Annotated in this window: 17 protein-coding genes; 5 read left to right on the top strand and 12 right to left on the bottom strand. The window is 66.4% G+C overall.

Annotated features, from left to right (window positions below; all coding sequences use genetic code 11):
- Positions 1-6 precede the first annotated feature (6 nt).
- Positions 7-846 carry an amidohydrolase family protein gene (locus DFR52_RS12325; protein ID WP_210205827.1) on the top strand — a complete coding sequence of 280 codons (840 nt, stop codon included), beginning with the start codon at positions 7-9 and terminating at the stop codon, positions 844-846.
- Here DFR52_RS12325 and DFR52_RS12320 read toward each other — a convergent pair.
- The 3 genes from DFR52_RS12320 to DFR52_RS12310 all read right to left on the bottom strand — a co-directional run bounded on the left by DFR52_RS12320 (position 828) and on the right by DFR52_RS12310 (position 3573).
- Positions 828-1733, bottom strand: coding sequence for a ribokinase (locus DFR52_RS12320; protein WP_110032279.1), 906 nt, complete (start codon positions 1731-1733; stop codon positions 828-830). The two genes, DFR52_RS12325 and DFR52_RS12320, sit on opposite strands and share 19 nt — an antisense overlap.
- Positions 1730-2713: a TIM barrel protein gene (locus DFR52_RS12315; RefSeq protein ID WP_110032278.1), complete on the bottom strand. Its 984-nt coding sequence runs from the start codon at positions 2711-2713 to the stop codon at positions 1730-1732. Before DFR52_RS12315 ends, DFR52_RS12320 begins: the two co-directional genes overlap by 4 nt.
- A gap of 125 nt (positions 2714-2838) precedes the next feature.
- Positions 2839-3573 (bottom strand): GntR family transcriptional regulator, encoded by a 735-nt coding sequence (locus tag DFR52_RS12310; RefSeq protein ID WP_110032277.1) that lies wholly within the window; start codon positions 3571-3573, stop codon positions 2839-2841.
- Between the two features lie 82 nt (positions 3574-3655).
- On the opposite strand from DFR52_RS12310, the gene DFR52_RS12305 reads away from it, so the two are divergent.
- From DFR52_RS12305 to DFR52_RS12290, 3 genes are all read left to right on the top strand, one after another.
- Positions 3656-5182 (top strand): UxaA family hydrolase, encoded by a 1527-nt coding sequence (locus DFR52_RS12305; protein ID WP_110032276.1) that lies wholly within the window; start codon positions 3656-3658, stop codon positions 5180-5182.
- A 516-nt stretch (positions 5183-5698) separates the two neighbouring features.
- Entirely contained in the window at positions 5699-6703 is a 1005-nt protein-coding gene (iolG, locus tag DFR52_RS12295; RefSeq protein WP_110032274.1) for an inositol 2-dehydrogenase, read from the top strand.
- A 178-nt stretch (positions 6704-6881) separates the two neighbouring features.
- Positions 6882-7490: a gluconokinase gene (locus DFR52_RS12290; protein WP_110032273.1), complete on the top strand. Its 609-nt coding sequence runs from the start codon at positions 6882-6884 to the stop codon at positions 7488-7490.
- 159 nt (positions 7491-7649) lie between these two features.
- Here DFR52_RS12290 and DFR52_RS12285 read toward each other — a convergent pair whose 3' ends face one another.
- The 8 genes from DFR52_RS12285 to DFR52_RS12250 form a co-directional block, all read right to left on the bottom strand.
- Positions 7650-8636 (bottom strand): zinc-dependent alcohol dehydrogenase, encoded by a 987-nt coding sequence (locus tag DFR52_RS12285; RefSeq protein ID WP_110032272.1) that lies wholly within the window; start codon positions 8634-8636, stop codon positions 7650-7652.
- The gene (locus tag DFR52_RS12280; protein WP_110032271.1) at positions 8633-9385 is read right to left on the bottom strand and encodes an SDR family NAD(P)-dependent oxidoreductase; all 753 of its coding nucleotides are present in this window, start codon (positions 9383-9385) and stop codon (positions 8633-8635) included. The genes DFR52_RS12285 and DFR52_RS12280 overlap by 4 nt, the downstream gene beginning before the upstream one ends.
- 2 nt (positions 9386-9387) lie before the next feature.
- Complete coding sequence (hisD, locus tag DFR52_RS12275; RefSeq protein WP_110032270.1) at positions 9388-10701, bottom strand: histidinol dehydrogenase; 1314 nt, start codon at positions 10699-10701, stop codon at positions 9388-9390.
- A 68-nt stretch (positions 10702-10769) separates the two neighbouring features.
- Positions 10770-12101 carry a TRAP transporter large permease gene (locus tag DFR52_RS12270; protein ID WP_110032836.1) on the bottom strand — a complete coding sequence of 444 codons (1332 nt, stop codon included), beginning with the start codon at positions 12099-12101 and terminating at the stop codon, positions 10770-10772.
- Positions 12101-12712, bottom strand: coding sequence for a TRAP transporter small permease subunit (locus tag DFR52_RS12265; protein ID WP_210205826.1), 612 nt, complete (start codon positions 12710-12712; stop codon positions 12101-12103). The genes DFR52_RS12270 and DFR52_RS12265 overlap by 1 nt, the downstream gene beginning before the upstream one ends.
- 78 nt (positions 12713-12790) lie before the next feature.
- Complete coding sequence (locus tag DFR52_RS12260) at positions 12791-13909, bottom strand: TRAP transporter substrate-binding protein (RefSeq protein WP_110032269.1); 1119 nt, start codon at positions 13907-13909, stop codon at positions 12791-12793.
- A gap of 100 nt (positions 13910-14009) precedes the next feature.
- Complete coding sequence (locus DFR52_RS12255; RefSeq protein WP_110032268.1) at positions 14010-14660, bottom strand: YjbE family putative metal transport protein; 651 nt, start codon at positions 14658-14660, stop codon at positions 14010-14012.
- A 30-nt stretch (positions 14661-14690) separates the two neighbouring features.
- Positions 14691-16286 (bottom strand): GMC family oxidoreductase, encoded by a 1596-nt coding sequence (locus tag DFR52_RS12250; RefSeq protein ID WP_110032267.1) that lies wholly within the window; start codon positions 16284-16286, stop codon positions 14691-14693.
- 136 nt (positions 16287-16422) lie between these two features.
- On the opposite strand from DFR52_RS12250, the gene DFR52_RS12245 reads away from it, so the two are divergent.
- Positions 16423-17196: an IclR family transcriptional regulator gene (locus DFR52_RS12245; RefSeq protein ID WP_110032266.1), complete on the top strand. Its 774-nt coding sequence runs from the start codon at positions 16423-16425 to the stop codon at positions 17194-17196.
- Between the two features lie 115 nt (positions 17197-17311).
- Here the strand turns inward: DFR52_RS12245 and scpA are convergent, their stop codons facing one another.
- A complete protein-coding gene (gene scpA / locus DFR52_RS12240; RefSeq protein WP_110032265.1) occupies positions 17312-19450 on the bottom strand; it encodes a methylmalonyl-CoA mutase in 2139 nt (712 codons plus the stop codon).
- Positions 19451-19461: the final 11 nt, after the last annotated feature.

Here is a 19461-nt window from a genome sequence, read left to right as displayed (position 1 = left end):
ATGACCGTGAAAATCGATGCCCATCAGCATTTCTGGAATCCGGCCCGCGGCGATTACGGCTGGATGCCGGAGGACGATCCCGTGCTCTCGCAGGTCTATCGCCCGGCGGACCTCGAGCCGGTGCTTCGAAAGCTCGGCATTGACGGCACCGTGCTGGTGCAGGCGGCGCCGACGGTGGACGAGACCGAATACATGCTCGGCATCGCCGATACGACCCCCTTCGTGGCCGGTGTCGTGGGCTGGGTCGATTTCGAGCGCGCCACCGACCGTGCCGAACTGGAGAGGCTGTCCCTGAACCCGAAATTCCTCGGGGTCCGACCGATGATCCAGGACATCGAGGATTTGGGCTGGATGCTGCGGCCCGACGTCCAGTGGGGCTTCGAAACCCTCGTCGACCTCGGGCTGAGCCTCGATGCGCTGGGCTATCCGCGCCACATGGCCAATTTTCTCGCCCTCATCCGGCGGTATCCCGAGCTGCGCGTGGTGGTCGATCACGGCATGAAGCCCGAGATCGGCAATCACAGCGAGGACAGCTTCGCCTCCTGGGCCGACGGCATGGCGCGCATTGCGGGCGAATCCGGCGCCTTCTGCAAACTCTCCGGCATGATCACCGAGGCCGGCGCGGACTGGACCGTCGATGATCTCCGCCCCTATGCCGACCACATTCTCGATGTTTTCGGACCCAGGCGGGTGATGTGGGGATCGGACTGGCCGGTGTGCCGCCTGCGCGCCGATTACGAAGACTGGCATGCCGCCGCACGGCAACTGACGTCCGGGCTTGGCGAGGACGCGCAGGAGCTGATCTTCGGCGGCACGGCTGCGGCCTTCTATCGCCTTGAGCCGTGATCCAGCAATGCATCGACGCAGGCTTGGCTGATCCGGCCGCGTTCGGCCACCGGCGTCGACACATGCAGTGCGGCGGCGGCCTGGCCGAAGGCGGCGGCGGCGCTGAGTGATGCGCCGCGATCCCGCTCGGCGGCAAATGCCCCCAGAAACGCGTCCCCCGCCCCATGGGTCGAAATCACCCCGACCGCATGGGCAGCAAAACGATGCGTCCCCTCGCTGTCGCTGACAACCAGCCCCTGACCGCCGAGCGTGACGATGACGCTCGCCGGACCCGATGCCGCAAGCGCCCTGGCCGCGGACTCGGCATCGAGATCGGGCTCCGGCAGATCGAGCATGTCCGCGGCCTCCACACGGTTGACAACCAGCACATCGACGCAGTCCATCAGCTCGGCGCCGATGCCGCGCGCCGGTGCGGCATTGAGCACCACGCTGCTGCCGCTGGCACGCGCCTTGCGGGCGACGGCGAGATTGACCGCTTCCGGGATTTCGTTCTGCAGCAGCACGACCGTCGTGTGCGGGGGAAGGGAGAGCACCGCCGGGTCGATCCTGAGATTGGCGGCGGAGACGATCACCGCGCCGTAGCCTCCGTCCGGCGCGCTGATGGCCACGCTCATCCCGGAGGCGCCTGGATCCCGGCTCACCGCTGATGCATCCACGCCGGCTTCCGCCAGCCCGGCCAGCAGCGTGGTGCCGAATTCATCGCTGCCGACCCGGCCGGCCATCTGCACCATGGCGCCCATGCGCGCCGCCGCCACCGCCTGATTTCCGCCCTTGCCGCCGAAGGCATAGCGGACCGCCTCGCCGGTCACGGTCTCGTCGAGCCGCGGCAGATGCGGCGCATCAATAATGATGTCGAGATGCAGCGAGCCGCAGACGAAGACGCTCACCTGGCGCGTCCGTACAGGGCCGCGGAAACAATCGCGAGGCTCCGGGTGGCGTCCTGGCGGGCCATGGCCGCGGCAAGGTCGGGGTCGTCGACGAGGCGCGCGGCGACCGCCCGCAGCCGGTCGGTCATGCGGATGTTGGTCGCCGCCTCCGCGCAGGGATCGAGCCCGCCATGATCGGGGAACGTGTCGAAATAGATCACCCCGTCATAGCCCATCCGCTCCAATTCGACGAGCAGTTCCACCGTCTGCACCGGATGCACCGAGCCGACCATCAGCCCGTCGTCGCGCTTGCCGTAGCCATCGTTGAGATGCACGCCCATCAGCTTCGAATGCCGCGCCACCAGCCTGGCCGACTGGGCGGGGATTTCGTCGGCATACAGCACATGGGCAAAGTCCAGCGTGACGCCCAGATTGGTCCGGCCGGCTTCGCCGACGGCCAGCAGCGTCGCCCCGACATCCGGCATCAAGGCAAAGGCGCGCGGCTCGTTGGGCTTGTACTCGATGGCGATGGAAAGCGCCGGATTATGGTCGGCGACCGCGGCGAGGGCCTCGATCGTATCGTCCCACATCCGCCCGTAGTCGCCCTGAAAGGAATAGTCGACCCCATCCTGTCCCATCCACAGGGTCATCAGGCTGCCGCCCATCGATGCCAGGGCATCCAGCCCACGCCGCGTGATGTCCAGCGCCGCCTGCCGCACGGCCCTGTCGGGATGGGTGAAGGCGCCGAGCCGGAAGCCGGGGTCGGTGTAATAGCGCATCGCCAGCCCGTTGAGCGCCATGCCGTGACCGGCCAGCAGCCGTGACAGCTCCGCCGGGGTGTGGTGCTCGAAATGATCGGGAAAATTCAGGTCCGCCGCATCCAGTCCCGGCACCGATGCCGCGCGCGCCAGCATGTCCTCCACGGTCGGTCTGCCCGGCAGGCCGACCTTGAAGGCGTTCAGCCGGGCCGCATAGCGGGGGCGATTGGGGATGTCGGTCATCGGCGCCTTTCGATGGCTTCAGTCTTGAGCGCTTCTGCTTTTCACTGAACCGCAGAAGCTCTCCAGGTTCCTGATTCGTCGCATTGTCCTGCGACGAAATGAAATTCACGTTCTCCGGAAATGTTCTAGCCGGCGGCGAATAGCTCCGGACGCTCGTTGATCAGCGGTTCGAGGAAGGTGATCAGTTGCCGCAGATGGTGCCGGGTGGCCTCGCGTGCTGCCTGCGGATCGCGTGCCTCCAGTGCGGCGACGATGGCCCGGTGCTCCTCGAGCGTCGCCTGGATGCGGCCCGGCGAGGGAAGGTTGAGACGCCTGGCGCGGTTGACATGGACCCAGGATGTGTCCGCCAGCGAGGCAAGCCGGCGAAAGCCGGTGAAGGAAAGGATCAGCTCGTGCATCTGCGCGTCGGTCTGGTAGAAACCGGGAACGTCCCCGTCGGCCAGCAGCACCTCCTGGAGCCGGATATTGCGCCGGAGCAGCACCAGTTGCTCCTCGGTGATAGTCTCGGCCACCGTCTCGACTGCGGCAAGCTCCAGCGCTTCGCGCAGGAAGGCGCCTTCGCGGATTTCCTGCATCGAGAATCGTGCCACGAAGGTGCCGGCCTGCGGCACAATATCGACCAGGCCTTCGGCACCCAGCCGCGCAACCGCTTCGGCCACGGGCGAGCGCGAAACGCCCAGTTCATCGCAGATCTCGGATTTCTGCAGGACTTCGCCGGGGCGGAAAACCAGCGACAGGATCGCCTGCTTGAGCGACAGATAGACCTTGTTGGACAGCGACCCCGGGAACTGATCAAGCGGGGAAAGCAGGGGTCTGCGGGGAATTGGCTCTTGCAGAGGAGTATCCTCACCTTGTAGCATACTAATATGTTAGCTAGCGCCTGCATTCTGTCAAGCCGATGCCGGCTTGCGGGGTTGGGCTATTACACTCATGGAAAGCTCGATGACAACCGTACAGCCCACCACGATACGCCTGCACGCCGACGACAATCTCATTATCGCGCTCAAGGATCTGGCCGTCGGCGAAGTCCTTGCCGAGCTGGCGGCACCCTTGCCGGCAGCGATTCCGCGCGGCCACAAGATCGCCACCAGCGCCATTGCCAGGGGTGAGCAGGCCTTCCGCTACGGCCAGATCATCGGCACCGCCACGGTCGACATCACCCCTGGCGAACACATTCATGTGCACAATCTCGGCATGGGCGACCACAGCCAGGATTTTGCCTTTGCCACTGAGCACCGCCAGTTGCCGGCGCCGAACGAGGCCCGCACGTTCATGGGCTACCACCGCGCCGACGGCAAGGTCGGCACGCGGAACTATCTGGGCATTCTCACTACGGTCAACTGTTCGGGGTCGGTGGCCCGCTTCATCGCCGAGGCAGTGGAGAAGCAGGGGCTGCTCGACCGGTTCCCCAATGTCGACGGCGTGGTGCCGATCGTGCACGGCACCGGCTGCGGCATGTCCGGCAAGGACGAAGGCTACGAGACCCTGTTCCGGACGCTGCAGGGCTATGCCCACAATCCGAATTTCGGCGCCATCCTGCTCATCGGCCTCGGCTGCGAGGTCATGCAGATCCCGGACATCGTCGGGCGCGGCCGCATGCGCCCGGACGGCAATTTCAAGTACATGACAATCCAGCAGACCGGCGGCACCCGCCGCTCGATCGAGCGCGGCGTCGAGCTGCTGGTCGAAATGGCGGCCAGGGTGAACGAGACGGCGCGCGCCCCTGCGCCGGTCAGCGAACTGATGATCGGCATGCAGTGCGGCGGCTCCGATGGCTATTCCGGCATCACCGCCAATCCGGCTCTGGGCGCCGCGTCGGATATGCTGGTGGCCCATGGCGGCACCACGATTCTGTCGGAAACCTCGGAAATCTACGGCGCCGAGCATCTGCTCACCCGCCGTGCGGTAACGCCGGAAGTTGGCGAGAAGATCGTCGAGCGCATCCGCTGGTGGGAGGATTACACGGCGCGCAATGGCGGAGAGATGGACAACAACCCGTCGCCCGGCAACAAGAAGGGCGGCCTGACCACCATCCTGGAAAAGTCGCTTGGCGCCGTCGCCAAGGGCGGCACCGCGCCGCTGACGCAGGTCTACAAATTTGCCGAGCCTGTCACCGAGCACGGCTTCGTCTTCATGGACAGCCCCGGCTACGATCCCTGCTCGGTCACCGGCCAGATCGCCTCGGGCGCCAATCTGATCGCCTTCACGACCGGCCGCGGCTCGGTCTCGGGCTACAAGCCCACCCCCTGCATCAAGCTCGCCACCAACACCGAAATGTACGGCCGCATGTCCGAGGACATGGACATCAACTGCGGCGACATCATCACCGACGGCGTCAGCCTTGAGGAAAAGGGCCGCGAGCTCTTCGAGCTCTTCATTCGCGTCGCCTCGGGCGAGAAGACCTGTTCGGAAAATCTCGGCTTCGGCGGCGCCGAGTTCGTGCCCTGGCAGATGGGCGCCGTGATGTAACGGGGCCGGGCGGTTTCGCCCGGCATTTCGGTCGCTGTTCCGGCCGCAGGCACATGAAGGGCCGACTTCGCCCTCGGCCACGCGCTGGATCCGGCCTCCCGACGCAAGGCCGAACGCCGGGGCTGCGGATCATCTCGATCGTCGCGCCGTCTCCTTCGTCTCCTGGCGCTTCGTCATCGACGAACCCATCACCGCTCGGCGGGAGTCCACTCTGGTTGAGAACATCATCCGGCGCCTCCAGCAGCAGAAGATCCCGCCGATCCCGGTCAGCCACGTTCTGCGGCCGGTCTCCAATCTCGTCGACAGGATCCGGGTGTTGCGCCGCGGCGAGATCGTCGGCATCGTCGAGACCGCTAGGACCGACGGCAACCTTTCGTCAACGCTCTCAAAAGTGGCGTGCACGAGGACGCAAGTTGCATATAGACTGCCGGGCAGGCTCAGGGCGGCCCCGGCCCGTTACCCGCGGCCGGGCAAATCCAAGACAGGCAGACCAACCAACCTACGAAAGCAGTCCCGATGACACTTCATTTCGCCCTTCTGGGCGCCGGCCGGATCGGCAAGGTCCATGCCAAGGCGATCTATGCAAATCCCGACGCGACGCTGGCCGCGGTCGCCGACGCGATGCCCGGGGCCGCGTCCGACATCGCCAGCCACTACGGCTGCGAGGTCCGGTCGATCGAAGACATCGAACTGGCCGCCGACATCGACGCCGTGGTGATCTGCACTCCCACCAACACTCATGCCGACCTGATCGAACGCTTCGTCCGCGCCGGCAAGGCGGTGTTCTGCGAAAAGCCGATCGACTTGTCGCTCGACCGGGTCAGGGAGTGCCTCAGGACCGTCGAGAGCACCGGCGGCAAGCTGATGGTGGGTTTCAACCGCCGTTTCGACCCGCATTTCGCCGCCGTCCGCAAGGCGATTGACGAGGGCGCCATCGGTGATGTCGAGATGGTGCAGATCATCTCCCGCGACCCCGGCGCGCCGCCCGCCGACTACATTGCGGTGTCGGGCGGCATCTTCCGTGACATGACCATCCACGATTTCGACATGGCCCGCTTCGTGCTCGGCGAGGAGCCGGTGTCGGTCTTCGCCACCGCCTCGGTGCTGACCGATCCGGAGATCGCAAGACTCGGCGACTACGACAGCGTCTCGGTGGTGCTGACCACGAAATCGGGCCGCCACTGCTCGATCTCCAATTCACGCCGCGCCAGCTACGGCTATGACCAGCGGCTGGAGGTGCACGGCTCGACCGGGTCGGTGGCGATCGAGAACCAGCGCCCGATCTCGGTGGAGATCGCCACCAGGACCGGCTACACGCGACCGCCGCTGCATGACTTCTTCATGACCCGCTACACCGACGCCTACGCCGCCGAGATCGCCGCCTTCGTGGAAGTGGTCAAGAACGGCAAGGCGCCGTCGCCCAACGGCCAGGACGGGCTGATGGCGCTGGCGCTTGCCGAGGCGGCGCTGCAATCGGTCAAGGAAGGCCGGGCCGTGGCTGTGAGCGAAATCCTCGGCTGATCGGGGACGGCCGACTGGCGCGGCGGGCTGGGCCTCCGAAAATCGGCGGCCGCGTATGGGTCGGCGGCGCGGTCCGGTTCGCGCTCCGGATCGCCTGGGCCCGGCGACGGCATGCCCGCGCCGGGTTCGAACTCCGGATTGACAAGTGCGAGCGCGATCACCAAGCTTGATCGTGCAAATGGAGCAGCATGAATTGGACATCAGCCCGGCCGAGAGCCCTGGCCAACCCGGCGCGTTCATCCTGGTGATGGGCGTGTGCGGCGCGGGGAAGAGCCATGTCGGCAGGCGGCTCGCGGCCCGTTTCGGCCTGCGGTTCGTCGAGGCGGACGATTACCATTCCGCCCGGAATCGCGCGGCCATGTCGGCCGGTCAGCCCCTGACCGATGCCGAACGCCTGCCGTGGCTCGATGCCGTGGCTGCCGCTGCGATCGCGGCGCGCCATGAGACGGGCCGCCCGGTTGTGATTGCCTGCTCGGCGCTGCGGCGTGTCTATCGCGATCGCCTGCGCGGGCAGCTTGCCGGCATGCATGTGTTTCACCTCGCCGGCAGCCGCGCGCTGATCGCCGAGCGGCTCGTCAGCCGGCGCGACCATTTTGTCGGGCCGGCCCTGCTCGACAGCCAGCTCGCGATTCTGGAGCCGCTCGAGCCCGACGAGGAGGGCGACGTGTTCGACATCGCGGCCTCTTCGGATGTGATTGTGGACCGGGCGCTCGAACGTTTGGCGGCACTGCTGGCGGCTGCAGACGGCCTGCCGGGACAGGGCCGCCCTTCCGCGGTTCGACCCTGACGCCGGCGACGGATTGGCTTGCCGGACGAGAGCAGGCGCAATGCATGTCATCCGAAAGTGTAGAGCGGTTTCGGGATCACGATGGGCACAAGTCCGGAGAGCTGAAACCCATCGCATGACTTTCAATTCACGCGATGGGTTTCAGCGCCATGGAAGCGCCTATGGCCGGAGCACGACCTTCGGCGCAGCCACGAGACCGCCGGCGATGTCGGCGAAGGCCGCGGCGCCGTCCTTGAGCGGCCGCGTCTCGGTCCAGTCGAGCGGCCCCAGCCTGCCGTCGAAGATGGCGTCCGCCGTCTCGCGGAAATCCTGTGCCGTATAGGTATAGGTGCCGATGAAGCTGATCTCCTGCAGCGTCATGCGGCGGATGTCGAGGCCGCCCTCGGCCTGGCCCAGCCCGACATGCACGATGACGCCTCCCGGCCGCACCGCCCTGCAGGCGTCCGCCCGCGTTGCCGCGAAGCCCACGCCGTCGATCACCAGATCCATGTCCTCGACCCGGTCACTGGCCGGGTCGAACACGGTGAACGGGCCCGCCCCGGCCACTGCCGCTCGCCGCGCCGCATTGGGCTCGGCCACGCGGATGCCGCGGGCGCCGTGCGCGGCCAGAACGAGCGCGGCGCCCAATCCGATGGCGCCGCCGCCGATGACCAGGCAGCCTGCCTCAGCCAGCGGACGGTCGAGCGCGGCCGCGGCGAGCCGTACCGCGTGCCAGCCGCAGGCGAGCGGTTCGGTAAGGCAGGCCTTTTCGAGGCTTACGTCGTCGGGAACAGTGACGAGATTGGAGACCGGCATCGCCAGATGCGAGGCAAATCCGCCCGCGCGCGGCGGCATCGAGATGATCTGCCTGCGGGGGCAGAGATTGGTGCGTCCGGATCGGCAGGCGGGGCAGGCGCCGCAGGTGACCAGCGGATTGACCGTCACCCGGCGTCCCTTGCCGACGCCGTCCGCCACCACGCCGGCCACCTCGTGACCCAGCACCAGCGGCGCCGGCCGGCGCTCGTCATGGCCTTGCCAGGCATGCATGTCCGAGCCGCAGATGCCGCAGCTGTCGACACGGATCAGCGCTTCGTCCGGACCGGCGGCGGGCACGGGCATGTCGCGCATTTCCAGCGTCTGCGGGCCGGTGTAGACGAGCGCCTTCATTTGGCGGTGAACCCCCCGTCGACGAACAGCACCTGGCCGGTGACATAGGCCGAGGCGTCGCTGCAGAGGAACAGGAGCGGTCCGACCAGGTCCTCCGGCCGGCCGTTGCGGCCGATGCATGTCTGCCGTGCCAATGCGTCCACCCGTGCGGCATCGGCGAACACTGCCTTGGTCAGTTCCGTCGGAAAGAAGCCCGGCGCCAGTGCGTTGGCGTTGATGCCGTCCTTCGACCAGGCCTCCGCCATCGCCCGCGTCATCTGCTCGACGCCCCCCTTGGAGGCTCCATAGGCAATGCCGGAGGCGAAGGCCCGGCGGCTCTGCAACGAGGCGAAATTGACGATCCGGCCCCACTGCCGCTGTTTCATGACGGGGGCGAAGGCCTGCGCCAGGAAGAACGGCACCCTGAGATTGAGGTCAAGCGTCAGGTCCCAGTTCGCCGGCGTCACCTCGTCGGCGGGCTGCCTCGTGTTGATCCCGGCTGCGCTGACCAGAATGTCCGGCGCGCCGAACGGGGCGATGATGGCCTCGATGGTGGCGTCGAACCGGCCGCGGTCGGCGAGATCGGCGGCCACCGAAGCGGTTTCGCCGCCGGCCTCGCGGCGCCAGTCGTCGAGCTCCGACTGCCTGCGCGCCACGCCGACGACCCGGGCGCCGGCTGCGGCCAGGGCGTTGGCCGCCACCCGTCCGAGCCCGCTCGAGGCGCCGGTGACGCAGGCGGTCCTGCCGCTGAGATCGAAGACCAGCGCCATGCTCACGAATCCCCGGCGGCGGAGAGGTCGAAGTTCTCGCCTGGGAAATATTTCCGCAGGCGGATGTCGGCGGTGCGGGCGTGCCCCTCCATGCCCTCGAGCCGCGAGATCCGCGCGGTGGCGATCGCCACGTCTTTCGATGCCGCCCGGGTCGCCTGCTGCCAGGTGACGATCTTGAGATATTTGTGCACAGACAGGCCGCCGGTGTAGCGCGCGGCCCCCGAGGTCGGCAGCACATGGTTGGTGCCCGACGCCTTGTCGCCATAGGCCACCGTGGTCTCCTCGCCGAGGAACAGCGAGCCGTAGCATTTGAGACGGTCGCGCCACCAGTCGAGGTCCTGCGCCTGCACGGTCAGGTGCTCGGGCGCTTCGTCATCGGACACCGTCGCCATTTCCTCGCGGCTGCCGCACAGGATCACCTCGGCATAATCGCGCCAGGCGGCGGCGGCGCTGGTGCGGTTGGCGTCGGGCAGGTCGGCGATCAGGCCGGGAACGATTGCCAGCACCCGCTCGGCCAGATCGCGGCTGTCTGTCACCAGCCACACAGGCGAGTTGTAGCCGTGCTCGGCCTGGCCGACGAGGTCGGCGGCGACGATCTCGGCGTCGGCGCTGGCATCGGCGAGGATAAGACTGTCGGTGGGGCCGGCGAACATGTCGATGCCGACGCGGCCGAACAGAATGCGCTTGGCTTCGGCGACGAACTGGTTCCCCGGGCCGACGATGATGTCGGCCGGCGGCGCGCCGAACAGGCCGAAGGCCAGGGCAGCCACGCCCTGAACGCCGCCGAGCGCCAGGATGCGGTCGGCGCCGCAGAGGTCGGCGGTGAACACGATGGCTGGATTGATGCCGATCTCCGGCCGCGGCGGCGAGCACACGGTGATGTTGTCGCAGCCTGCCACCTGGGCCGTCGTCACGGTCATGATGGCGGAGGCCACATGGCTGTAGCGGCCGCCGGGCACGTAGCAGCCGGCGGCGCGGCAGGGGATGGACTTCTGTCCGGCGACGAAGCCGGGGCTGAGCTCGTACTCGAAATCGCTGAGGCTCTGCATCTGCCGTTCGGCGAAGCGGCGGACATTGTCGTGGGCGAAGCGGATGTCGTCCTTCAGCTTCGCAGGCACCTTCGCCGCCGCCGCCTCGATCTCGTCGCGGCCGAGCACGATGCTGCCATCGTAGCGGTCAAGCGCGATGGCGATCCTGCGCGCAGCCTCGTCGCCGCCCGCTTCGATCTCGGCGAGCAGCTTTTCCACCGTCGCGCGCGTCTCCGCGGTGTCCGTCTGGGAGGTCCTGCCGGCCTTCTTCAGATATTCGATCGTCATGGTCGTCTCGCTTCTGCTGGGGAATGAGACCCGCGCGCCGCGGCGCGGGTCCGGTGGAGCGGAACGGCTCAGTTGCCGTAGAGATAGCGCGGCAGCCAAAGCGCCAGTTCCGGAAAGACGAACACGAAGCCGAGGCCGATGAGCTGGATCACCATGAACTGCATCATGCCGTAATAGATGTCCTTCAGGTCCCAGTCCGGCGCCACCCCCTTGAGGAAGTAGGCCGAAAGCGCCACGGGCGGACTGAGCCAGGCGGTCTGCAGGCAGACCGCCACCAGGATGGCGAACCAGGTCATGTTGACATCGAGTTCGATCAGCACCGGCTGCAGGATCGGCAGGATGATCAGCACGATCGGCACCCATTCCAGCGGCCAGCCGAGCAGGAAGACCAGGGTCAGGATCATGATGATGATCATGCTCGGGCCGAAGTCGAGGCCGAGCAGGATGTCTGTGATCATCGAGGGTGTGCCGAGCCGCGAGAACACCGCGCCGAAGAAATTGGACGCCGCCACCAGAAACAGGATCAGCACCGAGATCTCCAGCGTCTTGATCAGCGCGTCATAGGTCTTTTTCCAGCCGAACTTGCCATAGGCGATGGTCAGCACCAGAGACCCGAAGGCGCCCATGCCGGCGCCCTCCGTCGGGGTTGCCCAGCCCGAGAGGATCGAGCCCATGGCAAAGGCGATCAGGACTGTCGGCGGCACCAGGCCGAGGAAGAATTCCTTCCAGATGTCGGAACGGTTTTCCGGGATCATGTCTTCGGGAAGCGGCGGGCCAAGGCTCGGATTTAACCAGCAGCGCCCGAGCGTATAGAGTGTGTAGAGCACCGCCATCATGATGCCGGGGATGATGGCGGCGGCAAACAGGTCGGTGACTGGAACTTCCAGCACCGGCCCCATCACCACCAGCATGATCGAGGGCGGGATCAGGATGCCCAGCGTGCCGCCGGCGGTGATGGTGCCCGCCGCCAGCCGGACGTCGTAGCCGGAGCGGCTCATGGTGGTCGCCGCCATGATGCCGAGGATCGTCACCGAGGCGCCGACAATGCCGGTGGCGGCGCCGAAGATCACCGAGACGAACAGCACCGCCAGGTAGAGCGAGCCCTTCATCCGCGCCAGCATCAGCTGGATGGCGCTGAACAGCCGCTCCATCAGTCCGGCCTGCTCCATCATGAAGCCCATGAACACGAACAGCGGCACGGCGGCCAGCGTCTGCTCCATCATCGAGCCGTAGAATTGCAGCGTCATCAGGAAGATGGTGAGCTTCATGCCGAAGCCGAGCGCGCCGAAGACGATGCCGAGGAAGATCAGCGTGAACGAGATCGGGAAGCCGATGAAGATGGCGAACAGCATCGCCCCGATCATGTAGAGGCCGAGAATTTCGTTGGAGAGAGCAAGCATCAGACCGGCCACTTTCCGCGGGTCGCCGCATACCAGGACTTGAGGATCTCGGAAATGCCCTGCAGCGCCAGCAGCGCCACGCCGATGGCAAACGAGGATTTCACCGGCCAGACGATCGGCGCCCAGGTGCTGTCGCCGGCGCGCTCGCCCTGCAGGATCGACTTGAGCGCGAACTCGTAGCCCGCATACAGCAGCAGCAGCATCGAGGGCATGAACAGGACCACATACAGAATGAGGTCGATGCGGCCCTGGATGCGTTCGGAAAAGCCGCGATAGATGAAGTCGGCGCGGATGTGCAGGCCGCGCATCAGCGCGTAGCCGGCGCCGAGCATGAACGACATGCCGTAGAGCATGCGCGAGACGTCGTAGGACCAGAGCGTGGGGGCCACGAAGAACTTGCGCGCCACCACCTCATAGACCATGGCGAAGATGATCGGCACCACCATCAGGCAGACGATGCGGCCGGTCCAGTCGTTGAGCCAGTCGATGGCATGGATGGTTCTCGCCGCCAGCGGATGCATGTCGTCGGGCAGCCTGGCTTCCGGCCCGCCGCGGCGTTCGGCGAGCAGTTCGTCGCCAATCAGAAGCACGTTCTTGTCGGTCTCGGACACGGTATCCTCCCCTGCGCCGGGTCTGCCCGGCGCTCTCCGGAAAAGGCCTGCCCGCCGATCGGCGGGCAGGCTCTGGTGCTACTGCTTCTTCAGCGTGTCGGCGTAGGCCTCGCCGAGATTGGCGTTGGTGCGCTGCGCCTGGGCCCAGTAGGGAACGGCCGTCTTGGCGAATGCCTTCTGGCTGTCCCAGACCTTCTTGAAGAAGGGGTTTTCCGCTGCGTTCTGCTCCAGCGCCTTGGCGGCCGCCGCCATGTACTCGGTGAAGTAGTCGTCCGGCGTGTCATGCAGGATGACGCCGTCCTCGTTGACGAGCTTGTCGAGTGCGATGCCGTTTTCGTTGATGCGGTAGGCCATCGACTTCATCAGCGAGGCATTCGCGGCGACTTCGAGCGCCTTCTGCTGCAGCGGCGTCAGGCTGCGATAGACGTCGCCGTTGATGTAGAGGTCGGCGTTGACCACCACCTGGTGGAGGCCCTGGAGATAATAGTGCTTGAGCACCTTCTGGAAACCGAACACCGAGTCGGGCTTCGGGCAGCACCATTCGGCAGCGTCGATGGTGCCTTTTTCCAGTGCCGGCAGGATGTCGCCGCCGCCCATGGCCACCGAGGCCACGCCGATATCCTTGTAGGTCTGCCCGGGAATGCCGGGAGGCGTGCGGAAGCGGTACTTGCGGAAGTCGGCCATGGTCTCGATCGGCTCCTTGAACCAGCCGAGCGCTTCCGGTCCTGCCGGCTGCAGCATGAAGCCCTTCACATTCATGCCCATTTCCGTCCAGAGCTCGTCATAGAGCTCCTTGCCGCCGGCATTGAGATACCAGGACATGAAGGCGATGTTGTCTATGCCGATGCCGGCGCCCGCCACCGGCGAGCCGAACAGCATGGCGGCGGGATGCTTGCCCGACCAGTAGTGGGTCCAGGCGAAGCCGCCTTCCAGCAGGCCGCTGTCGACGGCGTCGAGCGTTTCCTGCACGCCGACGACGGCGCCCGCGGGCAGCACCTCGATCACCACTTCGCCGTCGGTCAGCGCTTTGACGTCCTCGCCGAAGTCCTTGAGCATGACGATTTCGTCGGCGCCCGTCGGGATGACCGATTGCACCCGTATGACGGTCTTGGCACTGGCCGCCTGCGGAATTGCAAGCGCTGCAGAGATCAGCACCGCGACGGCGGTGCCTCGGCTGACTGTCTTGAGAATGGACATCTGTTCCTCCCTTGTCCGTTCCTGCCCTCTTCTCCTCCACTTCCCTGGACCGCTGCCGAAGGCGTATCAGCGGTCGCTGCGCGGGAATTCCCTGTTCGTGTCACGTCGCGCCGGTCCCCTGGGCGTAGGCGAGGATGCCGGTGCCGGGATCGAAGATGCCCCGGTGAAACATTTCCCCGGCCACATAGACGAGCACCGCGAGCCCCAGCCAGGAGACCCATGGAAAGCGCGAAAGCAGCTTCATGATCAGCGTGGCTGCGAACGCCATCAGCAGGATCGCCAGGCCCAGCCCGAAGATCAGCAGTTCCTCGTTGCCGCGGGCGATCGCCGCCACAGCAAGCACATTGTCGATGGACATCGAGACATCGGCGACGCCGATGGCGATCAGCGCACTGCCGAGGCTGCGCCGCGGCGCGCCGGTGTAGCCCGCGGTGGCGCTGTCGGCGGTGGCGAGCGCCAGCGCCGCCTCCGCGTCGATGTTGGAGCGGATCTCGCCATAGAGCCGCCAGCAGACCCAGAACAGCAGCAGCGAGCCCAGCAGCAGCAGGCCTGGAATGTCCAGCAGATTGGTGGCGATCAGCGCGAAGCCGATTCGCATGAGCGCGGCGATCACCATGCCGAAGATGATGGCGCGGCGGCGCAGTTCCGGTGCCAGCGACGCGGCAACCATCCCGATGATCAGCGCGTTGTCGCCCGACAGCACGATGTCGGCGATGACGATGGAGCCGAAGTTGAGGAGTTCTTCAAGCATGGTGGGGGCGCCGCCATGGACATGGATGGGTCATCGGGCGTCTCCCCTGATCATGTCCGCTGCCTTTTCGCCGATCATGATCGCCGGCGCATTGGTGTTGCCGGACACGATCCTCGGCATGATCGATGCATCGACCACCCGCAGCCCCTCGATGCTATGCACGCGAAGCCGCGCATCGACCACCGCCAGCGGGTCGCTGCCCATTCGGCAGGTGCCGGTGGGATGGTAGATCGTGGTGGCGGTGTTGCGCGCCCAGTCGATGAGGGCGGCATCGTCGCCGTCGGCGATGTCGGCGCCGGGTGCGTGTTCGCCGGTGATCAGGCCCTGGACGGGATCCTGGCGGCAGATCCGGCGCGCGATGCGGATGCCGTCGACCAGCGTCCGCCGGTCCAGCTCGGTGGCGAGGTAATTCGGATGGATCGCCGGGTGATCGTGGATGCTGGCCGATCTCAGCGCCAGGTGGCCGCAGCTCTCCGGCCGCAGTTGCAGCACCGAGGCGGTGAAGGCGTCGAATTCATGCGTGCCGCGGGTGGGGTTGTCGGCGCTGAAGGGCTGGATATGGAACTGGATGTCGGGGCGGTCGAGGTCGGGCCTGGTCTTGAGAAACGCAGTGCCGAGGCTGGCGGCCATGGTCAGCGGCCCCGATTGACGGAGGAGGTATTCGAGTCCGATGCGCATCTGGTTGACGAGCCCGCGCGCCCGCGTGTTGATGGTCGGCAGGCTGCAGCGGTAGACCGGACGGGCCTGCAGATGATCCTGCAGGTTCCTGCCGACGCCGGGGCTGGCCTGCAGCACCTCGATGCCGTGACGGCCGAGTTCGGCGGGGTCGCCTATGCCCGACAGCATCAGCAGCTGCGGCGATCCGATGGCGCCTGCCGACAGGATGACTTCGCCGCGCGCCTTCAGCTCGAAGCTCTCGCCTTGCCGGGTGGCGGCAATGCCGACGGCGCGGCGGCCGGAAAACAGCAGCTTCTCCGTGGTCGCATGGGTGAAGATCCGGAGGTTCTTTCGGCCGCGCACCGGCGCCAGATAGGCACGAGCGGCGCTGCAGCGCAGGCCGTGGCGGGCGGTGAGCTGGAAGTGGCCGACGCCTTCCTGCTCGGCGCCGTTGTAGTCGGGGTTGGTGTGATGGCCCGCGGCCACGGCGGCATCGAGCCAGGCATCGACGATGCGCCAGGTCTGCCGCGAGCGCGTCACCGACAGCGGTCCCTCACCGCCGCGAAAGGCATCGGCCCCGCCCTCCCAGGTCTCGGAGCGGCGGAAAAAGGGCAGCACCTCGTCCCAGCCCCAGCCCGCATTGCCGAGGTCCCGCCACCCGTCATAGTCCTGGCGCTGTCCGCGCACATAGAGCAGCCCATTGATCGAACTCGAGCCGCCGAGCGTCTTGCCGCGCGGCCAGTTGATAGACCGTCCGTTGAGGCCCGGGTCCGGTTCGGTCCGGTACATCCAGTTGAGCGCCGGGTTCTTGATGGTCCTGAAATAGCCGACCGGGATGTGGATCCAGGGCGAGAGGTCGCGGCCGCCGGCCTCGACCAGCGCCACGCTGACCTTGGGATCGGCCGACAGGCGGTTGGCGAGCACGCATCCCGCCGATCCCGCACCCACTATGATGAAATCAAATTCCACCAGGCCTCCAGAGGGTTGACAATCTCAAAAAATGAGACTTTAATTACCGTTTATTAAGGTAATCACGTTTTCAAGGTCATGACAAGTCTCCGCCCGGAGCCGGATCAGGATTCTGAGTGTGCAGGAGAACCCGACGATGGCCGACACGGACCGTATCCCCACCAATCTGCGCACCCTGCTCATCCTGGAGGTCGTCGGCCAGTCCGACGTGCCGATGAGCCCGACCGAGATCAACGCCCATATCGGCCTGCCCAAGCAGACGGTACACCGGCTGTGCGCCACGCTGGTGGAGGAGGGCTTCCTGGTCTATGAGCCGACCGGCAAGCGGCTCAGGCCGGCACGGCGGCTCCGGCTGATCGGGTCCGGCGTGCTCTATGCGTCGCGCACCCACATCGCCCGGCGCCAGATCCTCGAAACCGTCGCCCGCCAGGTGCGCGAGACGGTCAATTTCGTCGTGCCGGGGGAGGGCGGCATGAGCTATGTCGACCGGGTGGAGACGGACTGGGCCTTCCGGGTGCAGTTGCCGATCGGCACCTCGGTGCCGTTCCATTGCACCGCCAGCGGCAAGACCTTTCTGGCGGGGCTGCCGCGCGCCGCGCGCCGCAAGATGGTGATGTCACTTCAGCTCGAGCGCAAATCCGACCGCACCATCACCGATCCGGACAGGCTGCTCGCGGAACTCGACCGGGTTGCCCGCCAGGGCTATGCCATCGATGACGAGGAATTCATGGACGGGATGATCGCCATCGCCGTGCCGATCCGCGACGCGCGGGGCCGCTTCTTCGCCGCGCTCGCGTATCACGGACCGACCCTGCGGCTTAATGTCGAGGGTCTGGCCGAAAGCCGCAGCCTGCTGCTCGACGCAGCAAGCCGCCTCGGCGAGGTGATGATGGACGCCGCTGGAGACTGAGGGGTAGGGCAGAGGCCGGCGAAGCCCGCCGGTCTCAACGTCGCTGACCCAATGACGGAAAGCCGACCGATCCCGCGGCAGCGGTGAGGTCAAGCCTGCTGCCGCGTGCTGTGCCTCACACGTTCCGCTTGAGCCCCGCCACATGCGCCAGCACCGCATTGGCCGCATCCAGCACGTTGGAGCCGGGACCAAAGATCTCGGCCACGCCCGCCTCGCGCAGGAAATTGTAGTCCTGCTCGGGGATGACGCCGCCCACCACCACGGTGATGTCGGCGCGTCCCGCATCCTTGAGACAGCCGATCAGCTGCGGCACCAGCCGGTTGTGGCCCGCCGCCAGCGAGGAGACGCCGACCACGTCGACCTTGAGCGCCACGGCGCGGTCGGCCACTTCCTGCGGCGTCTCGAACATGTCGGTGAGATCGACCTTGAAGCCGAGATCGGCAAACGCCGTGGCGATCACCTTGGCGCCGCGGTCGTGGCCGTCCTGGCCCATCTTGGCCACCAGCACATGCGGCTGCTTTCCGTGTTCGGCGGCATAGGCGGCAATCTTGTCGTGGATCACCCGGTACTCGGGATCGTCGCGATAGATCTCGTTGTAGACGCCGCTGATCACCTTGGTCAGCGCATGGTGGCGACCGCCGAAGCCGCGCTCCATGGCGTCGGAGATCTCGCCGAGCGAGGCGCGCACCCGTGCCGCCTCGACTGCAGCGGCGAGCAGATTGCCCTTGCCGCTGGCGGCCACCGCCTCCAGCGCCTTCAGCGCCGCCTTGCAGGCGCCGGCGTCGCGGCTGTCGCGCATCTTCTTCAGCCGGGCGATCTGGCCGGCGCGAACCTTGTCGGTGTCGATGTTGAGAATGTCGATTGGCGCTTCATCCTCGAGCCGGAAGCGGTTGACCCCGACGATGACATCCTCGCCGCGGTCGATGCGGGCCTGGCGCCGGGCGGCTGCCTCCTCGATGCGCATCTTCGGCAGGCCTTGCTCGACCGCCTTGGTCATGCCGCCGAGCGCTTCCACTTCCCGGATCAGCTCCCATGCCTGGTCGGCGAGGTCCCTGGTCAGCGCCTCGACATAATAGGAGCCGCCGAGCGGATCGACCACCTTGGTGATGCCGGTCTCGTGCTGCAGGATGAGCTGCGTGTTGCGCGCGATGCGGGCCGAGAATTCCGTCGGCAGCGCGATGGCCTCGTCGAAGGAATTGGTGTGCAGCGACTGGGTGCCGCCGAGCACGGCCGCCATGGCCTCGAAGGCAGTGCGGACCACGTTGTTGTAGGGATCCTGCTCGGTCAGCGACACGCCCGACGTCTGGCAATGGGTGCGGAGCATCTTCGAGCGCTCCGACTGGGCGCCGAAATCGGTCATGATCTTCGACCAGAGCTGGCGGGCGGCGCGCAGCTTGGCCGCCTCCATGAAGAAGTTCATGCCGATGCAGAAGAAGAACGACAGGCGTCCCGCGAAGGCATCGACGCTCAGTCCCTTGGCCTGGGCGGCGCGGACATATTCCATCCCGTCGGCGAGCGTGTAGGCGAGCTCCTGCGCCAGTGTCGCCCCGGCCTCCTGCATGTGGTAGCCGGAAATCGAGATCGAGTTGAATTTCGGCATTTCTTCAGCCGTGAATTCAATGATGTCGGCGACGATCCGCATCGAGGGCTCCGGCGAGTAGATGTAGGTGTTGCGGACCATGAACTCCTTGAGGATGTCGTTCTGCACCGTGCCGGTGAGGTCCTTGCGTGCCACGCCCTGCTCTTCGCCGGCGACGATGAACATCGCCAGCACGGGAATGATGGCGCCGTTCATGGTCATCGACACGCTCATCTCGCCGAGCGGAATGCCGTCGAACAGGATCTTCATGTCCTCGACTGAATCGATGGCGACGCCCGCCTTCCCCACATCTCCGGCGACGCGCGGGTGGTCGCTGTCATAGCCGCGATGGGTGGCGAGGTCGAAGGCCACCGACAGGCCCTTCTGGCCGCCGAGCAGATTCTTCCGGTAGAAGGCGTTGGATTCCTCGGCGGTGGAAAAGCCGGCATATTGCCGGATCGTCCAGGGCTGGCCGGCATACATGGTCGAGCGCACGCCGCGCGTATAGGGCGCGAATCCCGGCAGTTCGCCCGCGGCCTCGGCCGGCAGGTCGTCCGCCGTGTAGAGCGGCTTCAGCGTGATGCCCTCGGGCGTCTCGACATTGAGACTCTCGACCGGCTTGCCCTTCATGTCCTTGCTGGCGAGATCGAGCCAGTCGCGGATGGTCTTGGTCATTGTGCTGATCC

Source organism: Hoeflea marina, from assembly GCF_003182275.1.
GTDB lineage: Bacteria > Pseudomonadota > Alphaproteobacteria > Rhizobiales > Rhizobiaceae > Hoeflea > Hoeflea marina.
The sequence above is the reverse complement of the archived record's forward strand: the minus strand, read 5'-3'. Positions and strand labels throughout refer to the sequence as shown.